Raw genomic sequence first — 24,510 nt, 5'->3', positions numbered from 1 at the left:
CCCTCCGTGAAATCCGTACTCATCCTCTCCAAATGGAATGCCGGCGCGGTGGCCCCTGCTGCCGATCAGCTGCGAGTCCGCGGACTTCGGTCGGTACTGATATCCGAGATTCCGGACACTCGCCACCGCGACACATGCGATGACCATGTCGTGGTGGACTGGGACAGCGAGGACCTGCCCACGCTCATCGCCCGGCTCGACGAGCGCGACATCGTCCCCATCGCCGTCGTCAACCTGATCGAACCGTTGCTCCCCTGGCAGGGCGGCCTGGCCGCGCACTACGGCCTTCCGGGCGCCGGCGTCGGCCTCGATGTGCTGGCCAGCAAGACGCTGGTCCGAGAGCGTATGCGAGGCCTTGGGCTGTCCTCCATCGGCTTCTGCGACAACCCGGCGGAGGTGGATTTCTTCCCCGCCATCGTCAAGCCCTCGCGTGAATCCACGGCCTCGCGGTTGGTTCGCCGGGTGGACGGCCCGGCCGAGCTCCTCGCCTACGAGCGCCACCTGGCGGAGCGCGGCTTCGGCGACACGGAAATGATCATCGAGGAGTATCTGCCCGGTGTCGAGTTCTCCGTGGACGGACCCATCGTGGACGGCCGCTTCCATCCGGTCCTGGCGGTCGAGAAGCCCGACCACGACGACGTCAGGCACCACGACGCGGGGCTTCGGGTCCATCCCCCGCAGCAGGATCACGTGCGTGCCGGTGTGCCCCTCCTGACCGAGATGCTCAACGCGCTCTGCGCCGACCTCCGCCTCGACCAACTCTGGCTGCACGTCGAGGGCCGGGCCGACGAGAACGGCCGGACGGAGCTGGTGGAGATCAATCCCCGTTTCGGTGGCGGCATGTATCCGACGGCGATACAGGAGATCAGCGGGATCGACCCGGTGGAGGCGATCGTCTCCATGGCGCTGGGCGAGTTCACACTGGAACGGCTGGGCCCGCTTCGCGACCGGACGATCATCGGGTGGGTCGACGTGGAAGCTGAAGAGCTCGGCCGGGTGGAGATCAGCGCCACGGAGGACGACCTGTGTGAACTCCCGGGCGTCATCAAGGCGGTGGTCGTCGACGGCTACCAGGTGACCGACCTGGAGAAGGAGAACTACTTTCTCCGTTTCGCGATCAACGCCGATTCCGTAAGTGAGTTGCGCGCTCGCGCGGCGAACGTCCTGAGCACAGTCGGCGAATGGCACGTCGTATGAAACGCCCGAAAGGTCAACGCGATGCGTCCCGGCGATAAATCTGTCACGGACGCGCAACGCACCCGCATGCCCGTAGTGTCCCAACAACGCGGCAGCTCGCATTTCTGCCCCTGACCGGAGGAGACCGAGAGAATGGATGGGCTGAAGTTCACGCTCGGCAATGCGCGTAACGACCTGCTACGGGACAGCAGCGACTGGGACAAGTTCAGCCAGTTCTGGGAGGACCTGCCGCTGGACCCGTACATGGGAGACGGCGGCACTTATCGTCGCCGTAAGCACTCCGTGATTTCATACACCGTCGCCGACGGCACCGTCGCGTCGGTCGACCAGAACGGTTTCCTCCAGAGCAAGGAGATAAACCGTCTGAACGGCGGCATCGTCCGCCGCTTCGAGCCGATCAACCAGGCTCTGCTGGACACTTCCGTGTTCCGGCGGATACTGGCCCATTTCGTCGCACGCATCGCAGAGATCACGCCCGACGGTGAACCTGTGGCTCCTGTCCGTCGGATCAACATCCATCAGCACCGCATCGTCGCCACCGAGAAGGAAGCCGGGAATCCGACCCCGGAGGGAATCCACCGGGACGGTGTCGAGCACATCGTCATGATGCTGATCGCACGGAAGGACATCACCGGCGGGGTCAGCACGCTCTACGACAACGCCGAGTCACCGGTACTGACCCACACCCTGAGCGACCCCGGAGACTACATATTCCTGGACGACCGCACGGGTCTGCATTCCGTATCTCCGGTACGGGTGGCCCCGGCGACTCCAAAGGGGTACCGCGACATGTTCTTCCTGGAGTTCTGCTCACGAAGAAGCGCTCCTGAGGCAGGTACACCCGGCCGGCGCCGGGGAACACGTGGAGCGGGGCGGAGCGGACGGAGATCCTCGGACCTGGGCCCGGCAGTCGGGCGAGGACCGCTGTCGCTGCTCCGCCCCGCCAGGCACCCGGCTCCTTCAAGCGGCCGGGCGGAACAGCGGTGGAGTTGAACGCCGCGGGTGATCCGGGCGGTGTGGGCGGGTCGGTCACGCCATCGATCCGCAGCGTCACCTCTCCGAGGTGATAGAGAACCAACCGGCCGCTTGGCCGGACCCGGCGGTTGCCCAGGTAGAGGCCGATCATCGTCCGCTCGGGGCCCGGTGCACGCCTCAGCCGACGCCGACCGCCCCAGGCCCTCGTTCTCGGCCAGGAGGCGACGCGACGCTTCACGGCGAACACCTCGGCGCGGGCGGCGACGTTCTCGCGGGTCTTGCAGCGCCGTCCGCCCGTCGCGCGGGTGAGTCTGTCCATGTCCTCCCCGGCCCAGGCAGCCTGCCGGCCGACCGCGTTGCCGCTGGAGCGGGCCAGCATCCGCCGCACCATCAGGCCCGGCTCGATACCGAAGGCCTCCTCCACCGCCCAGGTCCGCGCCCAACCCCCGACCCGCGAAGTACGGGGCCGGCCATCACTCACCGGGCCGGTGAGGCGGTCGCCGGGCTCCGTTCGCATAGCGGGACAGCACGACCTGAGCGTCTTCGCTCTTGAGAGCCGACAGCAGCTCGGACACCTGCTCCTGACCGCGCACGACGTTGACGGTGCGGCATTGACGGGTGATCAGGACGGCTCCCTCGTGGAGCTGCTGGTAGCCGAAGAGGCGTGAGGTACGCATGGTTCTCCGATCGATGAGGGCCAAGGGTCATCAGCTCAGACGGCCGACCCCGACCGTCCTGCCGCGTGAATAAAGCTACGCGCAGATCAGCACCGCGTGCGTCCGCGGCAAATTCAATGACGGAGATGCACCGCGTTGATCCAAGACCCTTTCGGCTACGAATTCCGTTTGGCGAGGTAAGCGACGCGCTTAGCCGTAAGAGAGAAAAGTCAACATGACGTGTCTCCGCGAATGCATTCACCGGGGACGCCCCTGACGCCGGCGCGGCCGTACCGTCTTTTTCGACGTGGCAGACCGGCGGTCCGCCCCGAAACAACCGATTGAAAGGAATTCACCACATGCCCACCATGCAGGCGTGTCCTGAATGTGAGGACGAGGTGCAGATCAGCCAATCGGCGCGGCTCAACGAGATCATCGATTGTGCGGGCTGCCGAAGCGAACTGGAGATCGTGGCGCTGAGTCCGACGGTGCTCGCCCGCGCGCCCGAGGTCGAAGAGGACTGGGGAGAGTAGCGGCCGCGAGCAGGCACGCGCGATTCATCGGGGCTCGACCACGGCCCGCGTAGAGACGGTCGGCCCTTCCCGCCCCGTATCCCATCCGATTCCCGGCGAACTGGAGACACTGTGACCACCAGACCGCTCATGGTCATCAAGTGCGGCGGCAATCCGTCCGTCGACGCCGCGGGCATCTGCGCCGACGTCGCCAGGCTCGCCGGCGAAGGACAGTCGATCCTCCTGGTGCACGGCGGCTCCGGGGAGATCGCACGACTGGCCGGGAGACTCGGTGTCCCGCAACGCACCCTCGTCGCCCCGGACAAGGTGTCCACCCGGTACACCGACCCGGCGACACTGGAGGTGGTCATCCTCGCGCTGGCCGGCGGGGTCAAACCGAAGATCGTCGCGGAGCTGTCCAGGCTCGGGGTGCCCTCGGTCGGTCTCACCGGCCTGGACGGCGGCATGCTGCGCGCCCGCCGCAAGTCCGTCGTGCGCTCCGTCGTGGACGGCCGCACGACCCTGGTCCGGGACAATCTCAGCGGCCGGCTCGGCGAGGTGCGTACCGAACTCGCCGAATCCCTTCTGCGCTCCGGCTTCGTGCCGGTGGTCTCGCCGCCCGCGATCGACGAGCACGGTCAGCCGGTGAACGTCGACGCCGACCGGGTCGCGGCCGCGCTCGCGGCGGCACTCGGCGCCGACCGACTGGTGCTGCTGACCGGCGCACCGGGAGTGCTCGCCGATCCCTCCGACGAGACCAGCGTGCTGAGCACCTACGAGGTACCCGCGGCCGGTGCGCCCGGTCGGCGCATCGGCGGTGGCATGGCGCTCAAGCTCGTCGCGGCGCGGGAGGCGCTGGCCGGCGGAGTGCCGTCGGTCCGCATAGCGGATGGGCGAGTGCCGGACCCGGTCAGCCGAGCCCTCGCCGGATCCGGCACCGCCGTGACGATGAGTCCGCGATCCGATCACCGGCTCGACCAAGCCCTTCCGTCCGCGGTATCCGCCCCACAAGGAAAGTAGTTGACGATGCCAAGTAGTTCCTCGGCGCAAACCAAGCGCGTTGCGTTCGTCGACGCGTTCGCGATGGGACGCCTCCTTCTGCCCGTCATGAACCGGCTCGGCATAGAATGCGTGCACGTCCAGTCGCCGAACCCCGACGTCCACCTGGTCCGGCTGCCGTTCCCCGAAGGCTTCGTGGCCAATGTGCGGCACCACGGTGATGTCGCGGCCACCGGCTCCGCGCTGCGCGAGCTCGGGGTGGGCTGGGTGATCTCATCCGGGGAGTCGGGCGTCGAGCTGACCGACCGGCTCGCCGCCGAACTCGGCACTCCAGGCAACGGGATGAGCCGGCCGACGTCCCGCCGCAACAAGTACGACATGGTCCTGGCCCTGCGCGCCGCAGGAGTCGAGTCCGCGGCCACGATCGTCTCGGCCGATGCCGACGAGATCATCAAGTGGGCCGAGACGACCGCGGGTTATCCGATCGTCCTGAAACCGGTCTCCAGCTGCGGCACCGACAACGTCGTGGCGTGTTCGTCCGCGGATCAGGTTCGTGCCGTCCACGAAAAGATCATGACCAGCCCCGACCGCCACGGCCTGCCCAACACGGTCGTCCTCGCACAGGAGTTCCTGGACGGGGACGAGTACTTCGTCAACACGGTCAGCCGGAACGGCAGGCATCACACCGCCGAGATCTGGCGGTACTACAAGACGCGGCTACCCGGCGGCAACATCATCTACGACTACAACGAGCCGCTGTCACCGGACGACCCGGAGGCCAAGAGGGTGGAGGCCTATACGCACGAAGTGCTCGACGCCCTGGAGGTCCGGAACTGGGCCAGCCACACCGAGATCATGATGACCGCCAAGGGACCGGTGCTCGTCGAGTGTGCCGCACGCTTCGGCGGGGGGCAGGTTCCGGATATCGCCCGTCGCTGCTTGGGCACCAACCAGATCGAGCTCGTAGGCCTGTCCGTGGTGGACCCCGACGAGTTCGACCGACTGCCCACCACCGCATACCAGTTGCTGGAACGTCTGCGGTATGTGCATCTCATCAACCCGAATGATCACGGCGTGGCCCCGTCCGACGAGGCGATGGCCGCCATCCGCGCACTCCCGTCCTACGCCCACGCCGTCACGACGCATCCGGCGGGGGACCCGCTTCCCCGGACGGTCGACGTCGCGACCCAGCCGGGGTACGTGATCCTCATCTCCGAGGATCCGGAACAGCTTCGTGCGGACTATCGGAAGCTCCGGGAAATCGAACGCGACCACCTCTACGCCAACAGCCCGCGATAGAAGACCAGGCCGCTGAGTTCGAGTGCGGCGCACCAGACGGAGGAGCCACGTTGTCCAGCAATGTCATCCCCGCCGGCCGGCAGCCGGTCGCGGCGGTCCACGTGCGCGCCGAGTCGGCGGCGTGAGTACGGAGACGGCGGACCGGGCGCGCGCCGGCGAGCCGCGATTCCGTGACGCCCTGCGCGGTCTGCCCCGCCGAGTCTGGATCATCAGTCTCGGCAACCTGATCCTCCAGGCCGGCAGTTTCCTGCCGGTGTTCATCGTGCTCTACGTGACCCAGCGCGGTCATTCCGCGGGGGCCGCGGGGCTCGTGCTGGGCGCGTCCGGTCTGGGCCGGGTCCTCGGCAACGTCATCGGCGGCTATCTCACCGACACCATCGGCCGGCGCTGGGCCATCCTGCTGTCCGTCATGGCCACCTCCGGGCTGACGGCGTCCGTGCCGTTCCTCGGACCGCTCCCGACGATCATCGCCGTGGTCGGTCTCATCGGCCTGGTGTCGCAGGTCTACCGGCCGGCCATGGCGGCGGTGCTGATCGACTCCGTGACGTCCGCCCAGCAACGGCTCGCCGCCTTCGGGGTGCTCCGGTTCGCCCAGAACATCGGCTCCACCCTGGGCGGCGCGCTCGGCGGCGTGTTGGCGAGCATCTCCTATGCGGGGCTCTTCCTGGTGGAGGCTGCCGCGCTCCTGCTGTTCGGCATGATCGTGGCCGTGCTGCTGCGCGACGCACCGCAGCCGCGGTCCGATTCCGGCACCGCGGAGACACAGGCGGACCCGGCGGTCGGGTACCGGCAGGTGCTCACCGACCGCACCCTGGTGCGATTCCTGCTGATGACCGTGTTCTCCATGTTCGCCTACATCCAGACCGCCGTCGGCCTGCCCCTGCATGTCAACGACGTGGGGCTGAGCGCGCGTGACTTCGGTCTTCTCATGGGGCTCAACGGTCTGCTGGTGGTGCTGCTGGAGCTGCCCATCACCAGCGTGATCTCGCGGTACCGGCCGGAGTACGTCCTGGCCGTCGCCAACCTGCTCGTATGTGGCGGTCTCGCGGTGTCCGGGTTCACCGCCGGAATGGCCCTGCTGGCGGCGACGGTGGTGATCTGGACGTTCGGCGAGATGGCGTACTCCTCCATCGTCCAGGCCCACCTGGCGAGTCTGACTCCGCCGGGGATGGTCGGGCGTTACCAGGGGCTGTACGGCGCCGCATACGCGCTCGGTACGGGCGCCGGACCGGTCATCGGCGCTGCCGTGTACGCGATCGGCCCGTGGGTGCTGTGGACCCTGATCGGCGTGCTGGGGCTGGTGTGCGCCCAGCTCAGTCTGCGGCTGCGCGGCTCGGACGCCGTAGCCGACGAACCGATTTCCCAGCCCGGCGGCGCAACACCTGGGCGCACCACCTGACGGAGGCACTCCATCCTCGGCCGGGGTCAGCAGCTGACCCCGGCTTCGACTTCCCTGAAACACCGGGGCGCAGTACAGCGCCGCACGCCTTCTTGTCGCTGCCATGGTTCCACTTCTCGTCGCTGCCGTGGTTCCACGAAAACGCCGCGGGCCGCAGGGGTTCTCTCCCCTGCGGCCCGCGGCGGCGTGTTCCGGTCCGGCCCGCCGGCCTACGCCTGGCCCCGCGGCCGCAGCCGCAGGCCGTGCATGCCGTTGTCCACGGCGAGCACCGTGCCCACCGAAGCGCTCGACAACGGGCTCGCCAAGTAGGCGATCGCGCCCGCCACCTCGTCGGCCGTCACCAGACGGCCCGTGGGCTGGAACGCGTCCAGCGCGGCCCGGGCGGCCACCGGATCCGCCGCCTGCTCCAGCGACCTGCCGATCCATGGGGTGTCCGCGGAGCCAGGGGCGACGCAGTTGACCCGGATGCCCTCGCGGACGTGATCCGCCGCCATGGCCAGCGTCAGCGCGTACACCGCCCCCTTGCTGGTCGAATACAGCGCCCGCTGCTCCACCCCGGCCCACGCCACGATCGAGCAGGTGTTGACGATCGACGCGGCGGGTGAGCGCCGCAGGTGCGGTATCGCGTGCCGGGCGACCCTGACCATCCCGACCACGTTGACGTCCAGTACGCGCAACCACTCGTCATCACCGTTCGCGGTGACGTCCCCTATGGCGCCGATCCCGGCGTTGTTCACCACGACGTCCAGCCTGCCCAACCGCTCGACCACGGCGTCGACGGCGGCTTTGACCTGGACGTCGTCGGTGACGTCGACCTGGACGCCCATGATGCCGTCCGGGAGCCCCTCCGGCTTCAGATCGAGAGCGGCGACCCGGGCTCCCCTGCTGCTGAGCAGATTCGCCGTGGCCAGACCGATTCCCGACGCACCGCCGGTGACGATCGCGACCAGTCCTGCGAAGTCACTCATGAATTCTCTCCAGTCCACTCGATGGTCAAGTCAGCCCGATGCGGCGGTCCGGTTCAGGCCAGCACGTCGGCGATCATGTCGACGCCGAGGTCGATCTCCTCGCGGGTGACGACCAGCGGGGGCGCCACCCGGAGGTGTCCCTTGGCCTCCTTGCACAGCAGGCCGCGCTCGGCCAGCGCCTCGGTCACCCGGCGCCCGGCCACACGCTCTTCGCTGAGCTGCACACCGGCCCACAGGCCCCGCCCACGGACCTCGGACACGCCGTCCAGTTCGTTGAGGCGGAAGTGCAGGTGCGCGCCGAGTTCGCGGGAGCGCTCCTGGAACTCCCCGGTGGCCAGCAGCCGCACGGTCGCGCGGCCGACCGCGCACGCCAGCGGGTTGCCGCCGAAGGTCGAGCCGTGGTCGCCGGGCATGATCACGCCGAGGACCTCGGCGCGGCCGATCACCGCGGACAGCGGCAGGAGTCCGCCGCTCAGGCTCTTGCCCAGGGTGTACATGTCCGCACGGACACCCTCGTGGTCCAGCGCCAGGGTCGTGCCGGCGCGGGCCAGTCCGCACTGGACCTCGTCGGCGACGAACAACGTGTTGCTGTCGTCGCAGAGTTCACGGACCTCGGCGAGATATCCCTTCGGCGGAACGACCACGCCGGCCTCGCCCTGGATCGGTTCCAGCAGGACCGCCGCCGTGTTCTCGGTGATCGCCGAACGCAGCGCCTCGATGTCGCCGAACGGCACCACCTTGAAGCCGGGCGTGAACGGGCCGAAACCGGCCTGGTGGTTCGGGTGCGTGGAGAACGAGACGATGGTCGTGGTACGGCCGTGGAAGTTCGCGCCCGCGACGATGATCTCGGCGGCTCCGTCCGGCACGCCCTTGACCTGGTAGGCCCACTTCCTGGCGATCTTCACCGCCGTGTCGACAGCCTCGCCGCCGGAGTTGGAGGGCAGGACCATCTCGGCGCCCGTCAGCTCGGCCAGTTCACGGCAGAACGGCGCGTACTGATCGTGGTGGAACGCACGGGTGCTCAGCGTCAGCCGGTCGAGCTGTGCCTTCGCCGCGGCGATGAGGTCGGGGTGCTGGTGGCCGAAGTTGACCGCGGAGTACCCCCCGTGGAAGTCGAGATAGCGCCGGCCTTCCAGATCGTTCATCCAGGCGCCTTCCCCATGGGTGAGCACCACGGGGAACGGCACGGAGTCATGAGCCCCCCAGCGCGCGGCAAGGTCCATGTGGTCCTGAGAGGAGAGGACGTCCACAGTCATGGCGATACTCCTTTTGCAGGCTCCCTGACGGGGCCGTTGTCTTCGACAATCTGTGCCACATAGGGAAACTACGAACTCACCCCCACCGCACGCGTCCGCGACAAACGCACCGCGACTACGCGCTCCGATTACTCACGTCGAATCTGTGGTGTCCGCCGGGACGACTGGCCACGCAAGGAGCGAGCTGACGCCCGTCGCGGTAAGCGAGGCGTTCAGCCGCAGAAGAGCAAAGTCAGCGCGATGTGTCCCCGCGAATGAAATTGTCGCGGACGCACATGGTGTCGGCGCGGTCATACGGTCCTTCTCGGCGCGGCAGACCGGTCGTGTCGGCCCATCAACCAATGGTCCTGTTACGGAGGTCACGTGTCAGCGGTGTCGACGATCGAATGGACGGAAGAATTCGCCCGGGCTGTACGCAGACTCATTGACGTCTCTGTCGACGACTACTACAACCCGTACCGGACCTTTGAGTGGCCCGAATCCATCACGCCGGACGGTCTGTGGATGAGTCGGGAGCTGCTGTCCGTCTACGGCACTGCCGCAGAACGGGAGCTGAGCCCCGAACAACTCGTGGAACTCTCGCGCTGGGAGAGCGTCAACCTCTACAGCCTGATCGCCCACGGCATCAGGGAGCTGCTCATCGAGGTGATGCGCCGCATCCACACGCCCGGCTACGAGATCCCCACGCCGTACTTCCACCACTTCATCGGCGAAGAGAACGAGCACATGTGGTTCTTCGCCGAATTCTGTCTGCGCTATGCCGGTCGCATTTATCCGGACCGGCGGATGGTGTTCCCCACGGATGAGCGCGCGCCGGAGATGAACAACTTCATCGTCTTTAGCCAGATCCTCATCTTCGAGCAGATCGGTGACTACTTCAACGCCCACATGGCGGCCGACGAGAAACTCCCGGACACGGTGCGAGCGGTCAACCGAATCCACCACCGCGACGAGTCACGGCACATCGCTTTCGGCGGCAAGCTCGTGAAGGCGCTCTTCGACGAGGTTCGCCGGACGCACTCCGCCGAGGAGGTCGAAGAGGTCGGCCATTATCTGCGCGGCTACATCGACCTGATCATCCAGATGCTGTACAGCCGCGACGCCTACCAGGATGCCGGTATCGCAAATCCCGCGCGATTCCGTGCCTCCGTCATGGCTGACCCGGCGAGGGCGCCGATCAACGCTCGCATCATCGAACGAACCAACAACTTCTATCGACGCATCGGCCTGTTCCACTGACGGGAGATCTCATGCCGACGTTTGTCGCACCTGGAATCGCGGTCCTTGAATCCGAGGAGGCCGCCCTGTTCGATGCTCTTGAGGCCCGCTTCCAGGACATCGCTCTCGCGCTGGGGGCCCGACCGGTGGCCGGCCCGGCCCTGCTCCCCGAGGAGGACCTGGCATGCCTGGACTTCTTCCGCAACTTCCCCCACCTCGGACTGCCCGTGACCACGCTCACGGACCAGGCCCGTGAGGAACTGGCGCGTGGGGAGGCCAGGACTCCTTCCCCCGAGCACCCTCTCGTCTCGACCGGCTGCTACCTGCCCACGGCGACTTGCTACGGCTTGCTGGTGTCGCGGCAGCAGCGGGACATCGAGACCCCCGAGGTCATCACGGCGATCGGTCGCTGCTTCAGGAACGAGGAGCACTACGACGGCCTGCGTCGGCTCCGTGCCTTCCATATGCGCGAAGCGCTCTACATCGGCAGCCAGGAAGGTGTGGTGGACCATCTGAGCCGGTCGACCGAGCTCGTCCTGGGCCTGGCCGACCAGCTCGGGATCAAGATGCGCAAGGAGCCCGCGACCGATCCCTTCTACCTCGGTGACGGCGCGCGGTCGGTCCTCAACCAGCTGGATCCGGTGAAGTTCGAGTTCGTGTCGGACGACGGGACCGCCATCGCGTCGGTCAACCGCCACCGCAACTTCTTCGGTGAGCGCCTGAACATCTCCTTCGGTGATGAATCCGCCTACAGCGGGTGTCTGGCGTTCGGTGTGGAGCGCTGGGTCCATGCGCTCCTGCAGGTGCACGGCGACCCTCAGCGGGCGCTCGTCGCAGTCAACGAATCGGCAGCTTAGGAAGGTGTGAACATGGAGGAAATCATCAACTGGATCCGGTCCAAGAACCCGGATCTGGACGGAGAGATCGCCGACGACACCGATCTCATCGAATCCCGGCTCATCGCGTCGGTCTCGTTCCTGGAATTCATCGGTCTTCTGGAGGAGCTCACCGGAAGGCAGATCGACGTCAGCTCGTTGAGCGTGGCCGACTTCCGCACCATCGACCGGATCAACGAGAACTTCTTCGCACCGGTGGCCTGAACCGCCAGCCTGAACGAGAGAAACGCAGGAGCGTCGTGAACGTTGTGCCCGAGATGCCGGCTGGTGCGCTCCTCGGCGGTACCTCGCTGTGGCGGCTCGGAGAGCCGCCCGGGCCGGAGCACGAAGAGAAAGGCGGGATCGCCGGGTGCAGCACCAGGCCCGGACTCGGCGATCCCGACCGCATGGTGGAGCAGAGCGTCCGTGACTGACGTCTGGTACGTCGGCGTCGACCAGGTGCCCGAGTCGCTCGCCGTACTCCTGGACGGGCGCGACCGCGTCCGCCGTCGACGGATCCTGCGCGAGGCGGACCGCAATCGCGCTCTCGCCGCATGGGTGCTGGCGCGACTCGTCCTCGGCGAGAAGCTGGGCCGGGATCCGGCGGCCTTGAGCTTCGACCGGACCTGCGCCCACTGCGGTGACCCGGGACATGGGAAACCGGTCGTCAAGTCTGCCGACTCAGGTCTGGACTTCTCGCTCTCTCACGCCGGAGGGCTCGCCGTGGTCGCCGTCTCGGACCGGACCGTCGGCCTCGACATCGAGGACGCCACGGCCGGGGTGCAGCCACTGGACGGGGCGCTGACGGAGCAGGAACGCGCGACCTGCTCGGACTACGCCGACTTCGCACGACTGTGGACGCGCAAGGAAGCCGTGCTCAAGGCCGTCGGCAAGGGACTTGAGATCCATCCGGGGCGCATCGAGGTTCTCGGCTCCACGCTGCGTGCGCTGCCCGAGGAACTTGGCCGCCCGGAGGACTACACGCTCCGGGACCTCCCGCTGCCTGCACCGTACGTGGGGTCGCTCGCAGTGCTCGGACCCGAACCCTCTCTGTCCGTCCGCAGCGGCGCGGAACTTGTCGGGGATGCCGTGCAGTTGTTCCCGTCGTCGCTCCCTCACAGCCGAATCCACAGATAGCCGTCCGCCGGCGAATCCATCGCGTGGTTCCACGAAAGCACCGCGGGCCGCAGGGAAAAGCCCCTGCGGCCCGCGGCCGTGTGCCTGCGTTGGGTTCCACCCGCGGAGCTCAGATCCTGCGAGCAACTCCGCCGTAAATGGCAGATTCGGGATGAGGCCCGGCTGCCTCCCCGGTGGGATGCCATTGAGATGCCAGCACCACACCGGGCTCGACCAATTCAAAATCACCGAAGAAACGAGCGACCTGTTCTCGGGTTCGAGGATACATGTCCTCGAAAGCGCGCTTCAGCGTCTCCTCGTTGTTACGGTCCCCCCAAGGAATATCGCCCGCGATGTGGGAGACGACAAGATAGCTGCCCCGGGGCAGGGCTTCACGCAGAGCCGCGGTGATCCGGGCCAAATCCGCGCTTTCCGGCACGAAGTGCAGGACCGCGCCCAGCACACAGGCCACCGGACGGCCGGAACGGATCAGGGCCTGGATGGCCGGCTGGGCCAGCAGCTCATCGGGGTTCTGGATGTCGCCCAGTACGAAGTCCGCTCCCTTCTGACCGGCGATGAGCTCGCGCGTGCGCCGCCCGACCGCGGGATCGACGTCGCAGTAGACGACGGAACCCGAAGGGGACTCCCGCAGGGCGATCTCGTGCGTGTTCGGCGACACGGGGAAGCCGGAACCGATGTCGATGAACTGGTCGACGCCCTGCTGGACCAGCCAACGCACCGCCCGTGACAGAAAGGCGCGGTTCGCCTGCATCGTCGTCAGCAGGTCGGGTGCCTGCATACGGATCCAGGCACCGGCCGCCCGGTCGGCCTCAAGACCGTTCTCGCCGCCTATGAAGTAGTCGTAGACCCGTGCGGGGTGCGCATCCGGGCGTTTCTCAAGGTTTTCGATGGTCATGATGCGGCGTACTTCCCCTCGATTCCGTATGACGCTTTGGATCGTTGCCGAGGAAAAGGGTGGCACGGACGGGGTCATGCCGAAGTAAGCAGGATGCTTAGCCGCGGGAAAGAGAGATCAACACAATGTGCCCCGCGAATGAACTTGCCGCGGACGCGCCTCGTGTCGACGCGATCGTAGCGTTCTTCTCGGTGCGTCCCCCGCACCTCATCGCGCTCCGTCGACACCGAAGAAATGGGGGCGTTTTAATGCCGCTTCATCCCATCGTTGAGGGTATCAGGAACTATCGTCTGGCAACCGGGTTCACCCCGCTCTACACCATGTCGGTGGAAGAGGCCCGAAAAGCGGATGCCGCAACGGAAGCCTCGGTCTGGGACTGGATCGAACAGCCCAAAGAGATATTCGACATGGATATCACCGGTCCGGCCGGCCCGATGACGCTCAGGGTCTACCACCCGCAGACCGAAAGCGAAGACCCGCTCCCCGTACTGGTCTATTTCTTCGGCGGCGGTTTTGTCGTCGGCTCCCTGGACACGTCCGAGGCATTCTGCCGTGCACTGTGCAGCATGGTTTCCTGCGTGGTCGTCTCCGTGAGCTACCGGCTGGCGCCCGAGCACCCGTTCCCGGCAGCTATCGACGACTGCTACGCCGCCGTGAAATGGGTGGCGGAGAACGGGTCCCAGATCGGCGTCGACGGTTCACGCATTGCCGTCGCAGGGGACAGCAACGGCGGCACCCTGGCTGCGGCGGTCTCCCTGATGGCCAGGGACGAGGACGGACCGCGGATCAGCGCCCAGGTGCTGGTCTACCCGGCGATGCGCTACGGCTCGGCGACGGATTCCATGCGCGAGAACAGGGATCCGATGTTCTTCAACGGCCCCTCGGTCCCATGGTTCTGGGACCTTTACCTCGCCGATCCCGCCGACGGTGACTCGCCCTACGCCTCACCGCTCAACGCCACCGACCACAGTGGGCTTCCCGCCGCACTCATGATCACGGCCGAATTCTGCCCACTGCGCGACGAGGGCAAGGCCTACGCGGAGGCACTCACGCTCGCCCAGGTGCCGGTGGAGCACCACCAATACGCGGATCTGCCGCACGGTTTTCTGTCCATGGCGGCAGTACTCGACACCGCCAGGGAGGCACTGGACGGGATCGTCGATTTCCTGCGCCGGCGGTTGGGGCTGAATGAAATTGGATGTGAGAGTAGTGGCAACTGAAACACCCGTGACGTCCGAGCCCAAAAACGGCCTGATCGACGTCGACCTCGCCATCGTCGGTGCCGGCCCCACCGGCCTGTACGGCGCGTACTACGCGGGCTTCCGCGGCCTGAGCACCGCGGTCATCGACGCGCTGCCCGAACCGGGCGGTCAGGTGGCCGCGATGTATCCCGAGAAGCTGCTGTACGACATCGCTGCGCACCCTGCCGTCACGGGCCGCGAGCTCGTCGACAACCTGGTGCGCCAGGCAGCGCCCTTCGAGCCCCGCTACCTGCTCGGCCATACGGCCACCACCCTGGCGGCGGACGGCCCCCGCTGGATCCTCGGCACCGACCGCGGTGCCCGGATCCGCGCCGGAGCCGTCCTCGTCGCTGCCGGTCTGGGCAAGGTCACCCCGCGCAAGCTGCCCTGTGCGGTTCCGTACGAGGGCCGAGGCGTCGTCTACCACGTACCGCGCCTGGAGGAGCACCGGGCCCGCGACGTGGTGATCGCCGGCGGTGGGGACAGCGCGGTGGACTGGGCGTTGGCGCTGGCTCCGATCGCCCGGTCGGTCACCCTCGTCCATCGCCGGGCGTCCTTCCGCGCCCATGAGCACAGTGTGCGGCAGCTGTACGGGGCCCCCGTACGCGTCCTCACCGAGGCCCAGGTGATCGCCTGTCACGGAGCCGGCCGCCTGGGATCCGTGGGCGTCCGCACCGAGAACGGCGGCACACTGAACCTGCCCGCGCACACGCTGATCACCGCACTGGGCTTCGCCACCAACCTCGGTCCCCTGGCCGGCTGGGGGATGGAGCTGGAGTACCAGCAGATCCGCGTCGACGCCGCCATGCGCACCAGCCTTCCCGGGGTGTACGCCGTCGGCGACGGTTGCACCCATCCGGGCCGGGTTCCCCTTATCTCGGTCGGCTTCGGCGAGGCCGCCACCGCCGTCAACCACGCCGCCGTGGCACTGCGCCCCGGCGCCCGCCTCGCCCCCGGCCACTCCTCTGACGCCCATACCGAACTGGTCCCTGCGTAGGAGCTGAGACAGCGTTGGTTCTGAACAAACTCACCCTGATGCCGCACGGCCTGGAGATCCTCCTCCCGGCCGGTGCACCGCTCACCGACCTGGAGAACGAGACCTCTCACCGGGTGATCCCCTTCGGATGCCAGTCGGGCGCCTGTGGCGCCTGCGTCATCGAGGTGCTGGACGGGTCCGACTCGCTCGGGGAGATGGACGCCGACGAGAGCGACTTCCTGGAGGACCTGGGACGGACAGGCGGCGACTTCCGTCTCGCCTGCCAGTGCCGGCTCATGGACGCCGCGACGGTCCAGGTCGCGGAGGAGCAGTGAGGGCCCTGCGGGACGGAGGCGGGCACTAGGTACGTCTCCGCTCGCACCGCCATACCTTCACGCCTTCCGTCCCCTGCATGCAGAGGAGTTTCCATGACTATGCTCAACTCGCAGACTCCGGTGGTGCGTTCCGCCGTACCGCCGGCGTCCCCGCAGGCCACGTCTGCCGACCCCCGGGAGACAATGCGGCGCCTGCCCCGGCTGCTGCAGTTCCCGGCCACACTGTTCACCGGCAAGGCACTGCCGGGGCAGGTGTCCCCAGGCTGGACACCCGGCTTCCACCTGGCCACCGCCACGGTTTCGGTGGTGCTGGGAACGCTGGTCAGTGTGCTCGCCTACACCCTCGGTCACGGCCTGCTGCTGCCTGTCGGCTGGGCGGTGACCCTGCACGGGATGCGCAACCTGCGCATGATGGTCTATCACCAGTGCTCGCACCGGAACATGTACCGCCGGCGTCGAGTGGACCGGGCCATCGGCCACGCCATCTCCAGCCTGCTCATCATCCAGAACTTCCAGCGCTACAGCCGGGAACACGTCCGCGACCACCACGCAACGCAGCACATGACACTCAAGGACCCCACCGTCCAGGCGTTCTTGGTCAGTCTTCAGATGCATCCGGGCATGACACGCCGCCAGATGTGGCGCAGGCTGCTGCTGAAGCTCGTCTCACCGCGGTTCCACTTCAGCTTCGCGGTGTCCCGCGTCCGCTCCTTCTGGAACGAGTCCGCCCGCAGCGAGAAGACGTCGGCGCTCCTGCTGTACGGCACGGCCGTCACCGCCACGGTACTCACCGGCACCTGGCAGGCCCTGCTCGTCGTCTGGTTCGTGCCGCTGTTCCCGCTGTTCCAGATCAGCAACACCCTTCGGCTGTGCGTCAAGCACACGTTTCCCGTCCCGGGCATCGTGACCCGGCACGGCCGCGCGTACTTCTCCAGCCTGACCAACGCCATCTTCATCGGTGACGCGCTGCCCTCCCCGGATCTGCCCCTCGGCCGCCGCATCGGCGCCTGGACCCGCTGGACACTTCGCCTCGTCCTCCTGCACGCCCCGTCGCGCTACCTGGTCCTGACCGGCGACACCGTCGTACACGACTTCCACCACCGCTACCCGGCCGCCCCCCAGTGGGCGGACTACATCTTCGCCCGCCAGCAGGACATCGACTCCGGACACCAGGGGTGGCCGCCCTACCACGAGGTCTGGGGGCTGATCCCGGCGATCTCCTACGTCTTCGACTCGCTGTCGGCCGCCGATGCCGAGGAGTTCGACGTGAACCGGCTGAAGGCGGTCAGCAAGCGCGAGCTGTTCGCGGCCTTCGACGACTGACGTATGCGACCCGAACGATGAGGAACTCCTGATGTCTTCGGTACCGAACCAGCTCAGCCAATCGACAGCCACCCGCAAGGTCATCCTCGGCGTGGCGGCCAGCGACAGCCACGCCGTGGCCAACCACCTGATCGCCTTCTTTCTGCGCGGCCTCGGCTTCGACGTCGTCAACCTCGGCACCTGCACCCCCGTCGAGGAGTTCGCCGAGGCGTGCGCCCGCCACCCCGAGGCCGAGGCCGTCATCATCGGCAGCCTCAACGGCCACGTCCACGAGGACCTGCGCGGGCTCGACCGGGCCAAGCAGTCCGGCCTGATCGCCTGCCCCGTGATCGTCGGCGGCAACCTGTCGGTCGGCAGTCACAAGGACGGCTCCTCGCACGACCGCCTCTATGCTGCCGGCGTGGACCACATCCTGGGCGACCCGTCCGAACTGCCCGGCCTGCTCGACGCGTTGCATGTCGAGCGCGAGCGCGCCGCCGTGACCCTTGGCCTGGCGGCGTCATGAGCCTGACCTCGCTCTCGGCGCTCGGCACGGCACCGCGCCCCGACACGACGGCGGGGCCGCTGCCGACGCCGGCCGAGTCCGCCGTGTACATCACCTCGCTCGGCAAGCCCACCGCCGCCGAGGTCCTCGACCGGTGCCGCGCGCAGGGCAGGGTGGCGATCCAGCCGCGCTGCGGCGTCGGCGGGCACGAGGAGATGAAGGCCCTCCTCGCCACCCTGGAGGCCGAGGTCGCGCCCGACATCCTGACCCTCACCATCGACTCGCACACCCGGCTGTTGCGGTTCGAGGAGGCGCTGCGCACCCTCAACCTCCGCCCCGCCGACCTCAACGGCTACCCGATGGTGGCCCACGGCTGGCGGCACGGCCGCGAGCTCAACGAGCTGATCGCGGCGCCGCTGGAGATCCGGCACGGCTCCCCGGACGCCCGCATCCTGTTCGACGTGTCCGTGGCCTCCGGCATCACCTCCTTCGAGGGCGGCGGGATCTCGTACAACCTGCCCTACTCGAAGGCCGTGCCGCTCGCCGAGTCCCTCGGCGCCTGGCAGGACGTGGACCGGCGATGCGGGGAGCTCGCCGAGCACGGTGTGGTCATCGACCGTGAACTGTTCGGCACGCTCACCGCCGTGCTCGTGCCGCCCTCCATCAGCCTCGCCATCAGCGTCCTGGAGGCGGTGCTCGCCGCCCGCGCCGGTGTCCGCTGCATCTCCGTCGCGTACCCGCAAAGCGGCCATCTCGCCCAGGATGTCGCTGCCCTGCGGAGCATCCCCGTGCTGGCCGAGCGCTACCTCCCCGCCGGGATCACCGTCCACGCGGTGCTCCACGAGTTCATGGGCGTCTTCCCCCGGCAGCGGAGCAACGCGGAGGACCTGATCTTCTACGGTGCGCTGGTCGCCCGGCTCGGCGGCGCCTCCAAGCTGATCACCAAGACCCATCAGGAGGCGTACGGGATCCCCGACACGGCCGCGAACGTGGAGGGCCTGCGGCTCGCCGACCGCGCCAACTCGCCGCTCCTCGACTTCATCACCGTCGACGAGGACCAGGTGAGCCGGGAAATGGAGTGGATCCTCGCAGAGGTCGCCGACCTCGTCGAGCCGCTCCTGGAGCAGGCCGATCTGATCGAGGCGATCGTCGAGGCGTTCGCGGAGGGCCGCCTCGACATCCCCTTCAGCGCCAGCCGGTACGCCCGCTCCGACCTCATCCCGCGGCGCGACCGCTCTGGCGCCATCCGCTACCTGTCGACGGGCGCGCTGCCGTTCTCGCCGACCCATGTGCGCCGCAACACCGAGCTCCTGCACGCGGTCGACGGCCCGGATCCCGGCCTGGACGCGTTGATGCGGGGCCTCACCGGCGACATCAACCACTTCCGCCACGTGTTCCAGGAGCAGGAGCCGTCCGCCGCTCCGCCCTGCTCCGCCCTCACGCCCGTCTCCGCCCCCCGCACCCCGCGAACCGAGGAACCGATCTGATGCGAGCCGTCCACGTCACCAAGGCCGGTGACCCCTCCGCCCTCACCCTCACAGAGCTCCCCGAACCGGCCGCCCTCCCCGGCCAGGTCGTCGTCCGCAACGCCGCCGTCGGCCTCAACTTCATCGACGTCTACTACCGCAACGGCACCTACCCGGCCCCGTACCCGCTCGTCCCCGGCCAGGAGGCCGCCGGCATCGTCACCGCCGTCGGCGAGGGCGTCGACGACGTCACCCCGGGCGACCGCGTCGCCTACGCGACCCAGCTCGGCGCCTACGCCGAATACACCGCCGTCCCCGCGGCCAAGCTGGTCTCCGTCCCCGAGACGGTGACCCTCGACCACGCGGCCGCCGTCCTGCTCCAGGGCCTCGCCGCGCACTACCTCAGCCACACCACCCACCCGGTGGCGCCCGGAGAGACCGTCGTCGTCCTCGCCGGCGCCGGCGGCCTGGGCCAGCTCCTCGTGCAGCTGGCCGCGCACCGCGGCGCGAACGTCGTCGCCGTCGCATCCAGCAAGGAGAAGCAGGAGACTGCCCTGGTGGCCGGCGCCCACCACGCCGTCCCCTACAAGGGGTTCGCGGAGGCCGTGCGCGACCTCACCGGCGGAGAGGGCGCGCACGTGGTCTACGACTCGGTCGGCGCGGCCACCTTCGAGACCAGCGTCAAGGCCCTGCGCCGGCGCGGCACCCTCGTCGTCTGCGGCCTGTCCAGCGGCCCCGTACCGCCCATCGACGTGGAGCTGCTGCGCACCTCCGGCTCGCTCTATCTGACCCGTCCCACTCTCGCCGACCACGTGCCGGACGCGCCGTCCCTGCGGGCCGCGGCCGCCGAGCTGTTCCGCTACGTCGCCCAGGGCGTCGTACGCCCGAACGTGCGGGCGCGGCTGCCGCTGGCCGAAGCGGCTCGGGCGCACGAGCTGCTCGAAGGCCGCGGTACCACCGGCAAGGTGCTGCTCACGCCATGAGCGTCGACATCGGAACGAGCGCGAGCGCTGTGAAAAGCCCGAGCGCGGGCGCGGGGACGGGTGCCGCCGCCGGCCGCCGGGGCATCGGCGTGGTCCCGGCGCCGGTGCTGATGCTCATCGGCATGGTCAGCACCCAGTTGGGCGCGGCCTTCGCCAAGCAGCTGTTCGGCACGGTCGGCCCGGCGACGGTGACCCTGATGCGGCTCGGCTTCTCGGCCCTCGTGCTCCTGCTGTGGTGGCGTCCCTCCGTGCGCATCGACCGGCGTACGGCGGGCGCCGTGGCCGCCCTCGGCGTGGCCGTCGCGGGCATGAACATCTGCTTCTACCTCGCCATGGCCCGGATGCCGGTAGGGGTGGCGCTCACCGTGGGCATGGCGGGGCCGCTCGCGGTCGCCGGCCTGTCCTCGCGCCGGGCCGGGGACCGGCTGTGGATCGTGCTCGCGGCCTTCGGCATCGCGCTCCTCGGCTGGCAGGGCGGCGCGGCGGGCCTCACCGGCCTGCTGATCGCCATCGCCTGCGCCGTCTTCTGGGGCTCGTACGTGCCGCTGTCGGCCAGGGTCGGGGCGGTACTGCCCGGCGGCGGGCTCGCGCTCGCCATGGCCTTCGGCACGCTGTGCTCCCTGCCGGCCGGGCTCGCGGAGGGCGCGCAGGCGCTCGCCCGTCCCGAGGTGCTCGCCTTCGGCTTCGGTGTCGCGATGCTGTCCTCGCTCGTCCCATACACCTGCGAGATGGAGACCCTGCGCCGGGTGTCCACCCTGGTCTTCGGCGTGCTGCTCAGCCTGGAACCGGCGATCGGCGCCCTGGTCGCCCTGGTCGTCCTGCGCGAGACCCTCTCCCCGGCCCAGGTGGCGGGCCTGATCGCGGTCGTGGCCGCCTCAATCGGCGTCATCCGCGGCTCCCGCAAGGCCCTCGCCCCTGACCCGGCCCCCACCCCCTCTCCCACCCTCACCGAAGGAACCCAGAAGTCATGATCTCCACTGGCAGGAACGCAGCCCTCGCAGGCCGTCCGGAGGGTCTGGAGCAGCTGAGGAGCCTCCTGGACACGGCCCTCTGCACCCTCGGTGACGCCGCCCTCAAGCGGGGCGGCCCGGTGGCGCCCGGCGGGCCCGAGGCGGCCGTCGCCGCGGTGCGCGAGGTGCTGGGCGGCGGGCGGTTCCTCGCCGACGAGCCCAGCGCGCAGCGGGTGACGGAGCTCTTCGAGGCGTACGCGATGTGGGCCGTCGACCTCACCCACCCCTCGGCTGTGGCCCGGATGCAGTGCGCGCCCACCGCCGCGTCCGCCGCCGCCGAACTGCTCGCCGCCGCGCTCAACCAGTCCCTGCATGCCTGGGAGAGCGGCCCGTTCGCGCTCGAACTGGAGCGGCGGCTCATCCAGGAGATGGCCTCCTGGATCGGCTTCGGCGCGGAGGCCGGCGGGACCCTGACGCCCGGCGGCTCCATCTCGAACCTGATGGGCCTGCTGTTCAGCCGGGACCGCGCACTGAAGGACACCGGCGAGGTGTCGGCGACGGGGCTCGCGGGCCGCCCGGTCCGCCCCCGGATCCTGTGCTCCGCAGCCGCCCACTTCTCGGTCGCGCGGGCCGCCGGCTTCCTGGGGCTCGGCCGGTCCGCTGTGGTGAAGGTGCCGGTGGATGACCGGGGCCGGATGCTCGCCGACGAAGCCCGCCGGATCGTCGACGGCTTCGACGCCGACGAGGTCCCCGTCGCCATCGTCGCCACGGCCGGCACCACCGACCACGGCTCCTTCGACCCGCTGCCCGAACTGGCGGACCTCGCCGCCGAGTACGGGATCTGGCTGCACGTCGACGCCGCGTACGGCATTGGCGCGCTGTTCTCGCCGAAGCTGGCTCCGCTCCTGGACGGCCTCGGCCGGGCCGACTCGGTCGCCTTCGACCTGCACAAGTTCGGCTGGACCCCGGCCTCTTCGAGCGTGATCGTGGTCTGTGACCGGAAGCACATGGAGTGCCTCGACGAGCAGGCCGTCTACCTCAACCCGTCCGACGACGAGACCCTCGGCTTCACCGCCCTGCTCGGCACCTCGCTCCAGACCACCCGCCGCTCCGACGCCTTCAAGATGGCCGCCACGCTCCTCACGGTCGGCCGGGAGGGCATGGGCGACTGGGTGGACACCTGCCACGACCAGGCGCGCTACGCCGCGAGCCGGATCGCAGCCACCGACGGCCTGGAGCTTGTGGCGGACCCGCTGCTCACCACGGTCATCTTCCGCTGTGCCCCCGAGGACGGGACCCCGGTGGCGGACGAGAGCGCCTTGAACGCGGCGGTACGCCGCAAGCTGATGGCGGACGGCCGCGCCCTGCTCGCCCGTACGAATATCGCAGGACCGGACGGCACGCCGCGGCTCCATCTGAAACTGGTCTTCCTCAATCCGACGACGACCGAGGACGACATCGACGCCCTGCTCACGGACGTCACGGCCATGGCCCGGGAGCTCGCGGGGCAGGCGACAGCGGGGCGTTAGCGGCACGCAAGCAGGACGGCAGGGCTGGGCAGGAAGGTGGAGTCGGCACCGAATGCGGTGCAAACCACCCCAGTTCACAACCACCGAGTGAGATCTTCGTGCCGGCCCGCCCCTACGTTGTGGAGGCTGCTTCCGGCCTCACCCCCCAATCCGGGGCTCAGCCTGCCTCCAGCTTCAACCGATCACTGCGACGACCGGCGGCGGACTCCTCCTTCCGCGAGATCCATCAGCGCCTCGTGGCGCACAGCCGACGTCATCGACCACGAGCACGCCGGGCCGGAGGTAGAGCCGAGCTTGCTGGTCAGCCAGCCCGCGGCCGCAGCGGTCTTCAGCTGGCGGACCATGTCGTCGAGCGTGGTGAAGTAGACCGAGAACGTCGGCAAGATGAGGCAGGCCGAGCCTGGCGGCCGTGCTGCGGATCGGGCTGCGGGGCGAAGCCCCGGTCCGCGGAGTTGCGGTGGACGACCTCGGTACTCAGACCTCGCTCACTACGTCGAGCGCTACCACGTCCCGCTGGACGAGACCTTCGTCGACCACGCACGCGCACACCACTGGACTCCACCCGCACTCTCTACTGAAGACCTCATCGAGATCGGAGACACGTTGGAGGCGCTCGACACCGAAGACCCTGAGAGTGCACAGGGCTTGCCCAGTTAAGCGCCTGAGGTGTCTCGTAGCCCCGGAGCTGGTGGTGGAGGTCGGTGTCAACGTCGCCCGCGACGGCTTCGGGCGCTGGCGTCACCCGGCCCGATGGCACCGGATGCGCCCGGACCTCTCTCCCGCCGACACCCCAACCTTCACGTGGGGGTAGGAGCGTGCGGGTGAGCTATACAGTCCGGCATGAGCATCGTCGACACGTCCATAGCCGCGGTCTCAGCAGCGCTCAGTGGCGCTGCCGCCTACGGCGCGTGGAAGGCTCCCGCGAGGCGAACAAGGCGGCCTGGAACGCGAACGAGACGGCCGCCGCCGTCGCGCAGATCGAACGGGACCGATGGCACAAGGAACTGACGCCCCAACTGCGGATCAAACTCCAGGTTGAGCCTCATGAGGTGCTGTACGTTCGCTTCGACGGCCCGGCCACGCTCGGCGAACTCGCCGTCCAGCTGACCGTCCGGGACGACTTCGACCGCTCTCGGCTTCCCCCCCTGGCAGGCACCCCGACGCCCGAGGAGAGTGAGGAAGTCGTCTGGGGGCCCGTACCGATTCCGGCCCGAAGTCGATGACGCGGACGCGCTGGGCCGGTCGGTCCCGGCATTCCCGCTTCTCCCCGGCGACCGCCATCGGCTCGCCCTCGACCCGTCCCTGTGACCCTCCTGGTACGAGGGCGCCGACCGAGACCAGCGCTGGTGCAACGAGTACCGCACCGCCCCCATTCGCCTCTGGGCAAAGTGCACCGCCCCGGGCCACAAGCCCTGGAAGCTCGCTTTCGCGGTGCCGCAGGACGGCAGCTGGGCCCTGGGCGGCGCCTGATCCCGTGGAGCGGGGTCCGTCAGGCGTTGGGAACCGCGACTCGGTTGATTGATGTTGCTCCGGTTTGGTGGACACCTACCCAGGGCTTCGGCGTAGTCGCTTGATGCCCGTTTCGACCGCGACGCCGGCCATGAGCAGGTAGTCGGCGTGCTCGCGCTGAGTGTGCATGGCGTCGCTGGTCACGACTACGCCCGCCAGGCCGGCGATGGTCCCCAGCAGCGGCTGGAAGCAGGTGATTTCGTTGGTCTTCTCGCCCACGTCGAGCTGGGCCAGGACCAGGCCGGAGACGTGGTCGCATGCGGCGAGCAGATGGACCTTGCGGCCCTTGGCCCTGCCCGCTCCGCGCAGGCTCTTGCCGTCGACCGCC

Annotated in this window: 26 protein-coding genes and 1 pseudogene; 21 read left to right on the top strand and 6 right to left on the bottom strand. The window is 68.6% G+C overall.

Annotation, left to right across the window (positions count from 1 at the left end; all coding sequences use genetic code 11):
- Positions 1-153: 153 nt before the first annotated feature.
- Positions 154-1,197 (top strand): ATP-grasp domain-containing protein, encoded by a 1,044-nt coding sequence (locus ABZV31_RS35475; protein ID WP_355900970.1) that lies wholly within the window; start codon positions 154-156, stop codon positions 1,195-1,197.
- A gap of 132 nt (positions 1,198-1,329) precedes the next feature.
- Entirely contained in the window at positions 1,330-2,190 is an 861-nt protein-coding gene (locus tag ABZV31_RS35470) for a 2OG-Fe dioxygenase family protein (protein ID WP_355900969.1), read from the top strand.
- A 455-nt stretch (positions 2,191-2,645) separates the two neighbouring features.
- Here ABZV31_RS35470 and ABZV31_RS35465 read toward each other — a convergent pair whose 3' ends face one another.
- Positions 2,646-2,849, bottom strand: a complete 204-nt coding sequence (locus ABZV31_RS35465; RefSeq protein ID WP_355900968.1) for a hypothetical protein — start codon at positions 2,847-2,849, stop codon at positions 2,646-2,648.
- A gap of 338 nt (positions 2,850-3,187) precedes the next feature.
- On the opposite strand from ABZV31_RS35465, the gene ABZV31_RS35460 reads away from it, so the two are divergent.
- The 4 genes from ABZV31_RS35460 (at position 3,188) to ABZV31_RS35445 (ending at position 7,037) form a co-directional block, all read left to right on the top strand.
- Positions 3,188-3,361: a lysine biosynthesis protein LysW gene (locus ABZV31_RS35460; RefSeq protein WP_355900967.1), complete on the top strand. Its 174-nt coding sequence runs from the start codon at positions 3,188-3,190 to the stop codon at positions 3,359-3,361.
- 111 nt (positions 3,362-3,472) lie between these two features.
- Positions 3,473-4,360: a [LysW]-aminoadipate kinase gene (locus ABZV31_RS35455; RefSeq protein ID WP_355900966.1), complete on the top strand. Its 888-nt coding sequence runs from the start codon at positions 3,473-3,475 to the stop codon at positions 4,358-4,360.
- A gap of 6 nt (positions 4,361-4,366) precedes the next feature.
- On the top strand, positions 4,367-5,638 hold the full coding sequence (locus ABZV31_RS35450; protein ID WP_355900965.1) for an ATP-grasp domain-containing protein: 1,272 nt from the start codon (positions 4,367-4,369) through the stop codon (positions 5,636-5,638).
- A gap of 121 nt (positions 5,639-5,759) precedes the next feature.
- Positions 5,760-7,037 carry an MFS transporter gene (locus ABZV31_RS35445; protein ID WP_355900964.1) on the top strand — a complete coding sequence of 426 codons (1,278 nt, stop codon included), beginning with the start codon at positions 5,760-5,762 and terminating at the stop codon, positions 7,035-7,037.
- 209 nt (positions 7,038-7,246) lie between these two features.
- On the opposite strand, the gene ABZV31_RS35440 is transcribed toward ABZV31_RS35445, so the two are convergent.
- Positions 7,247-8,005 carry an SDR family oxidoreductase gene (locus tag ABZV31_RS35440; protein WP_355900963.1) on the bottom strand — a complete coding sequence of 253 codons (759 nt, stop codon included), beginning with the start codon at positions 8,003-8,005 and terminating at the stop codon, positions 7,247-7,249.
- 53 nt (positions 8,006-8,058) lie between these two features.
- Entirely contained in the window at positions 8,059-9,261 is a 1,203-nt protein-coding gene (rocD, locus tag ABZV31_RS35435) for an ornithine--oxo-acid transaminase (RefSeq protein WP_355900962.1), read from the bottom strand.
- Between the two features lie 372 nt (positions 9,262-9,633).
- Here rocD and ABZV31_RS35430 point away from each other — a divergent pair, with 372 nt between their 5' ends.
- From ABZV31_RS35430 to ABZV31_RS35410, 5 genes are read left to right on the top strand one after another with little or no spacing between them, the layout of a single operon-like run.
- Entirely contained in the window at positions 9,634-10,500 is an 867-nt protein-coding gene (locus tag ABZV31_RS35430) for a diiron oxygenase (RefSeq protein ID WP_355900961.1), read from the top strand.
- An 11-nt stretch (positions 10,501-10,511) separates the two neighbouring features.
- Entirely contained in the window at positions 10,512-11,336 is an 825-nt protein-coding gene (locus ABZV31_RS35425) for an aminoacyl--tRNA ligase-related protein (protein ID WP_355900960.1), read from the top strand.
- Positions 11,337-11,348: 12 nt separating this feature from the next.
- On the top strand, positions 11,349-11,579 hold the full coding sequence (locus ABZV31_RS35420) for an acyl carrier protein (protein WP_355900959.1): 231 nt from the start codon (positions 11,349-11,351) through the stop codon (positions 11,577-11,579).
- A gap of 35 nt (positions 11,580-11,614) precedes the next feature.
- Positions 11,615-11,788, top strand: coding sequence for a hypothetical protein (locus ABZV31_RS35415; RefSeq protein ID WP_355900958.1), 174 nt, complete (start codon positions 11,615-11,617; stop codon positions 11,786-11,788).
- Positions 11,781-12,491 (top strand): 4'-phosphopantetheinyl transferase superfamily protein, encoded by a 711-nt coding sequence (locus ABZV31_RS35410; RefSeq protein ID WP_355900957.1) that lies wholly within the window; start codon positions 11,781-11,783, stop codon positions 12,489-12,491. The genes ABZV31_RS35415 and ABZV31_RS35410 overlap by 8 nt, the downstream gene beginning before the upstream one ends.
- 109 nt (positions 12,492-12,600) lie before the next feature.
- Here ABZV31_RS35410 and ABZV31_RS35405 read toward each other — a convergent pair whose 3' ends face one another.
- Positions 12,601-13,386: an SAM-dependent methyltransferase gene (locus ABZV31_RS35405; RefSeq protein ID WP_355900956.1), complete on the bottom strand. Its 786-nt coding sequence runs from the start codon at positions 13,384-13,386 to the stop codon at positions 12,601-12,603.
- A 248-nt stretch (positions 13,387-13,634) separates the two neighbouring features.
- Between ABZV31_RS35405 and ABZV31_RS35400 the strand changes: the two genes are divergently transcribed.
- The 9 genes from ABZV31_RS35400 (at position 13,635) to ABZV31_RS35360 (ending at position 22,673) form a co-directional block, all read left to right on the top strand.
- A complete protein-coding gene (locus tag ABZV31_RS35400) occupies positions 13,635-14,606 on the top strand; it encodes an alpha/beta hydrolase (protein ID WP_355900955.1) in 972 nt (323 codons plus the stop codon).
- A gap of 7 nt (positions 14,607-14,613) precedes the next feature.
- Positions 14,614-15,624 carry an NAD(P)/FAD-dependent oxidoreductase gene (locus ABZV31_RS35395; RefSeq protein ID WP_355900954.1) on the top strand — a complete coding sequence of 337 codons (1,011 nt, stop codon included), beginning with the start codon at positions 14,614-14,616 and terminating at the stop codon, positions 15,622-15,624.
- 14 nt (positions 15,625-15,638) lie between these two features.
- Positions 15,639-15,938 carry a 2Fe-2S iron-sulfur cluster-binding protein gene (locus ABZV31_RS35390; protein WP_355900953.1) on the top strand — a complete coding sequence of 100 codons (300 nt, stop codon included), beginning with the start codon at positions 15,639-15,641 and terminating at the stop codon, positions 15,936-15,938.
- A 93-nt stretch (positions 15,939-16,031) separates the two neighbouring features.
- Complete coding sequence (locus tag ABZV31_RS35385; RefSeq protein ID WP_355900952.1) at positions 16,032-17,261, top strand: fatty acid desaturase; 1,230 nt, start codon at positions 16,032-16,034, stop codon at positions 17,259-17,261.
- 31 nt (positions 17,262-17,292) lie between these two features.
- A complete protein-coding gene (locus ABZV31_RS35380) occupies positions 17,293-17,766 on the top strand; it encodes a cobalamin-dependent protein (RefSeq protein WP_355900951.1) in 474 nt (157 codons plus the stop codon).
- Positions 17,763-19,232 (top strand): methylaspartate mutase, encoded by a 1,470-nt coding sequence (locus ABZV31_RS35375; RefSeq protein ID WP_355900950.1) that lies wholly within the window; start codon positions 17,763-17,765, stop codon positions 19,230-19,232. The genes ABZV31_RS35380 and ABZV31_RS35375 overlap by 4 nt, the downstream gene beginning before the upstream one ends.
- Positions 19,232-20,194: a quinone oxidoreductase gene (locus ABZV31_RS35370; RefSeq protein WP_355900949.1), complete on the top strand. Its 963-nt coding sequence runs from the start codon at positions 19,232-19,234 to the stop codon at positions 20,192-20,194. Before ABZV31_RS35375 ends, ABZV31_RS35370 begins: the two co-directional genes overlap by 1 nt.
- Positions 20,191-21,165, top strand: a complete 975-nt coding sequence (locus ABZV31_RS35365) for an EamA family transporter (RefSeq protein WP_355900948.1) — start codon at positions 20,191-20,193, stop codon at positions 21,163-21,165. The genes ABZV31_RS35370 and ABZV31_RS35365 overlap by 4 nt, the downstream gene beginning before the upstream one ends.
- Positions 21,162-22,673, top strand: a complete 1,512-nt coding sequence (locus ABZV31_RS35360; protein WP_355900947.1) for a pyridoxal-dependent decarboxylase — start codon at positions 21,162-21,164, stop codon at positions 22,671-22,673. The genes ABZV31_RS35365 and ABZV31_RS35360 overlap by 4 nt, the downstream gene beginning before the upstream one ends.
- Positions 22,674-22,919: 246 nt before the next feature.
- Here ABZV31_RS35360 and ABZV31_RS35355 read toward each other — a convergent pair.
- A pseudogene (locus ABZV31_RS35355) lies at positions 22,920-23,047 on the bottom strand (ATP-binding protein); the annotation flags it as partial.
- 534 nt (positions 23,048-23,581) lie between these two features.
- Here ABZV31_RS35355 and ABZV31_RS35350 point away from each other — a divergent pair.
- Positions 23,582-23,896, top strand: coding sequence for a hypothetical protein (locus ABZV31_RS35350; protein WP_355900946.1), 315 nt, complete (start codon positions 23,582-23,584; stop codon positions 23,894-23,896).
- 322 nt (positions 23,897-24,218) lie between these two features.
- Here ABZV31_RS35350 and ABZV31_RS35345 read toward each other — a convergent pair.
- Positions 24,219-24,510, bottom strand: a 292-nt coding sequence (locus tag ABZV31_RS35345; protein ID WP_355900945.1) for a transposase, incomplete at its 5' end; no start/stop codon positions are given.

This window comes from Streptomyces sp. NPDC005202 (assembly GCF_040608235.1).
Lineage (GTDB): Bacteria > Actinomycetota > Actinomycetes > Streptomycetales > Streptomycetaceae > Streptomyces.
This window is presented reverse-complemented; position numbering and strand designations above follow the sequence as displayed.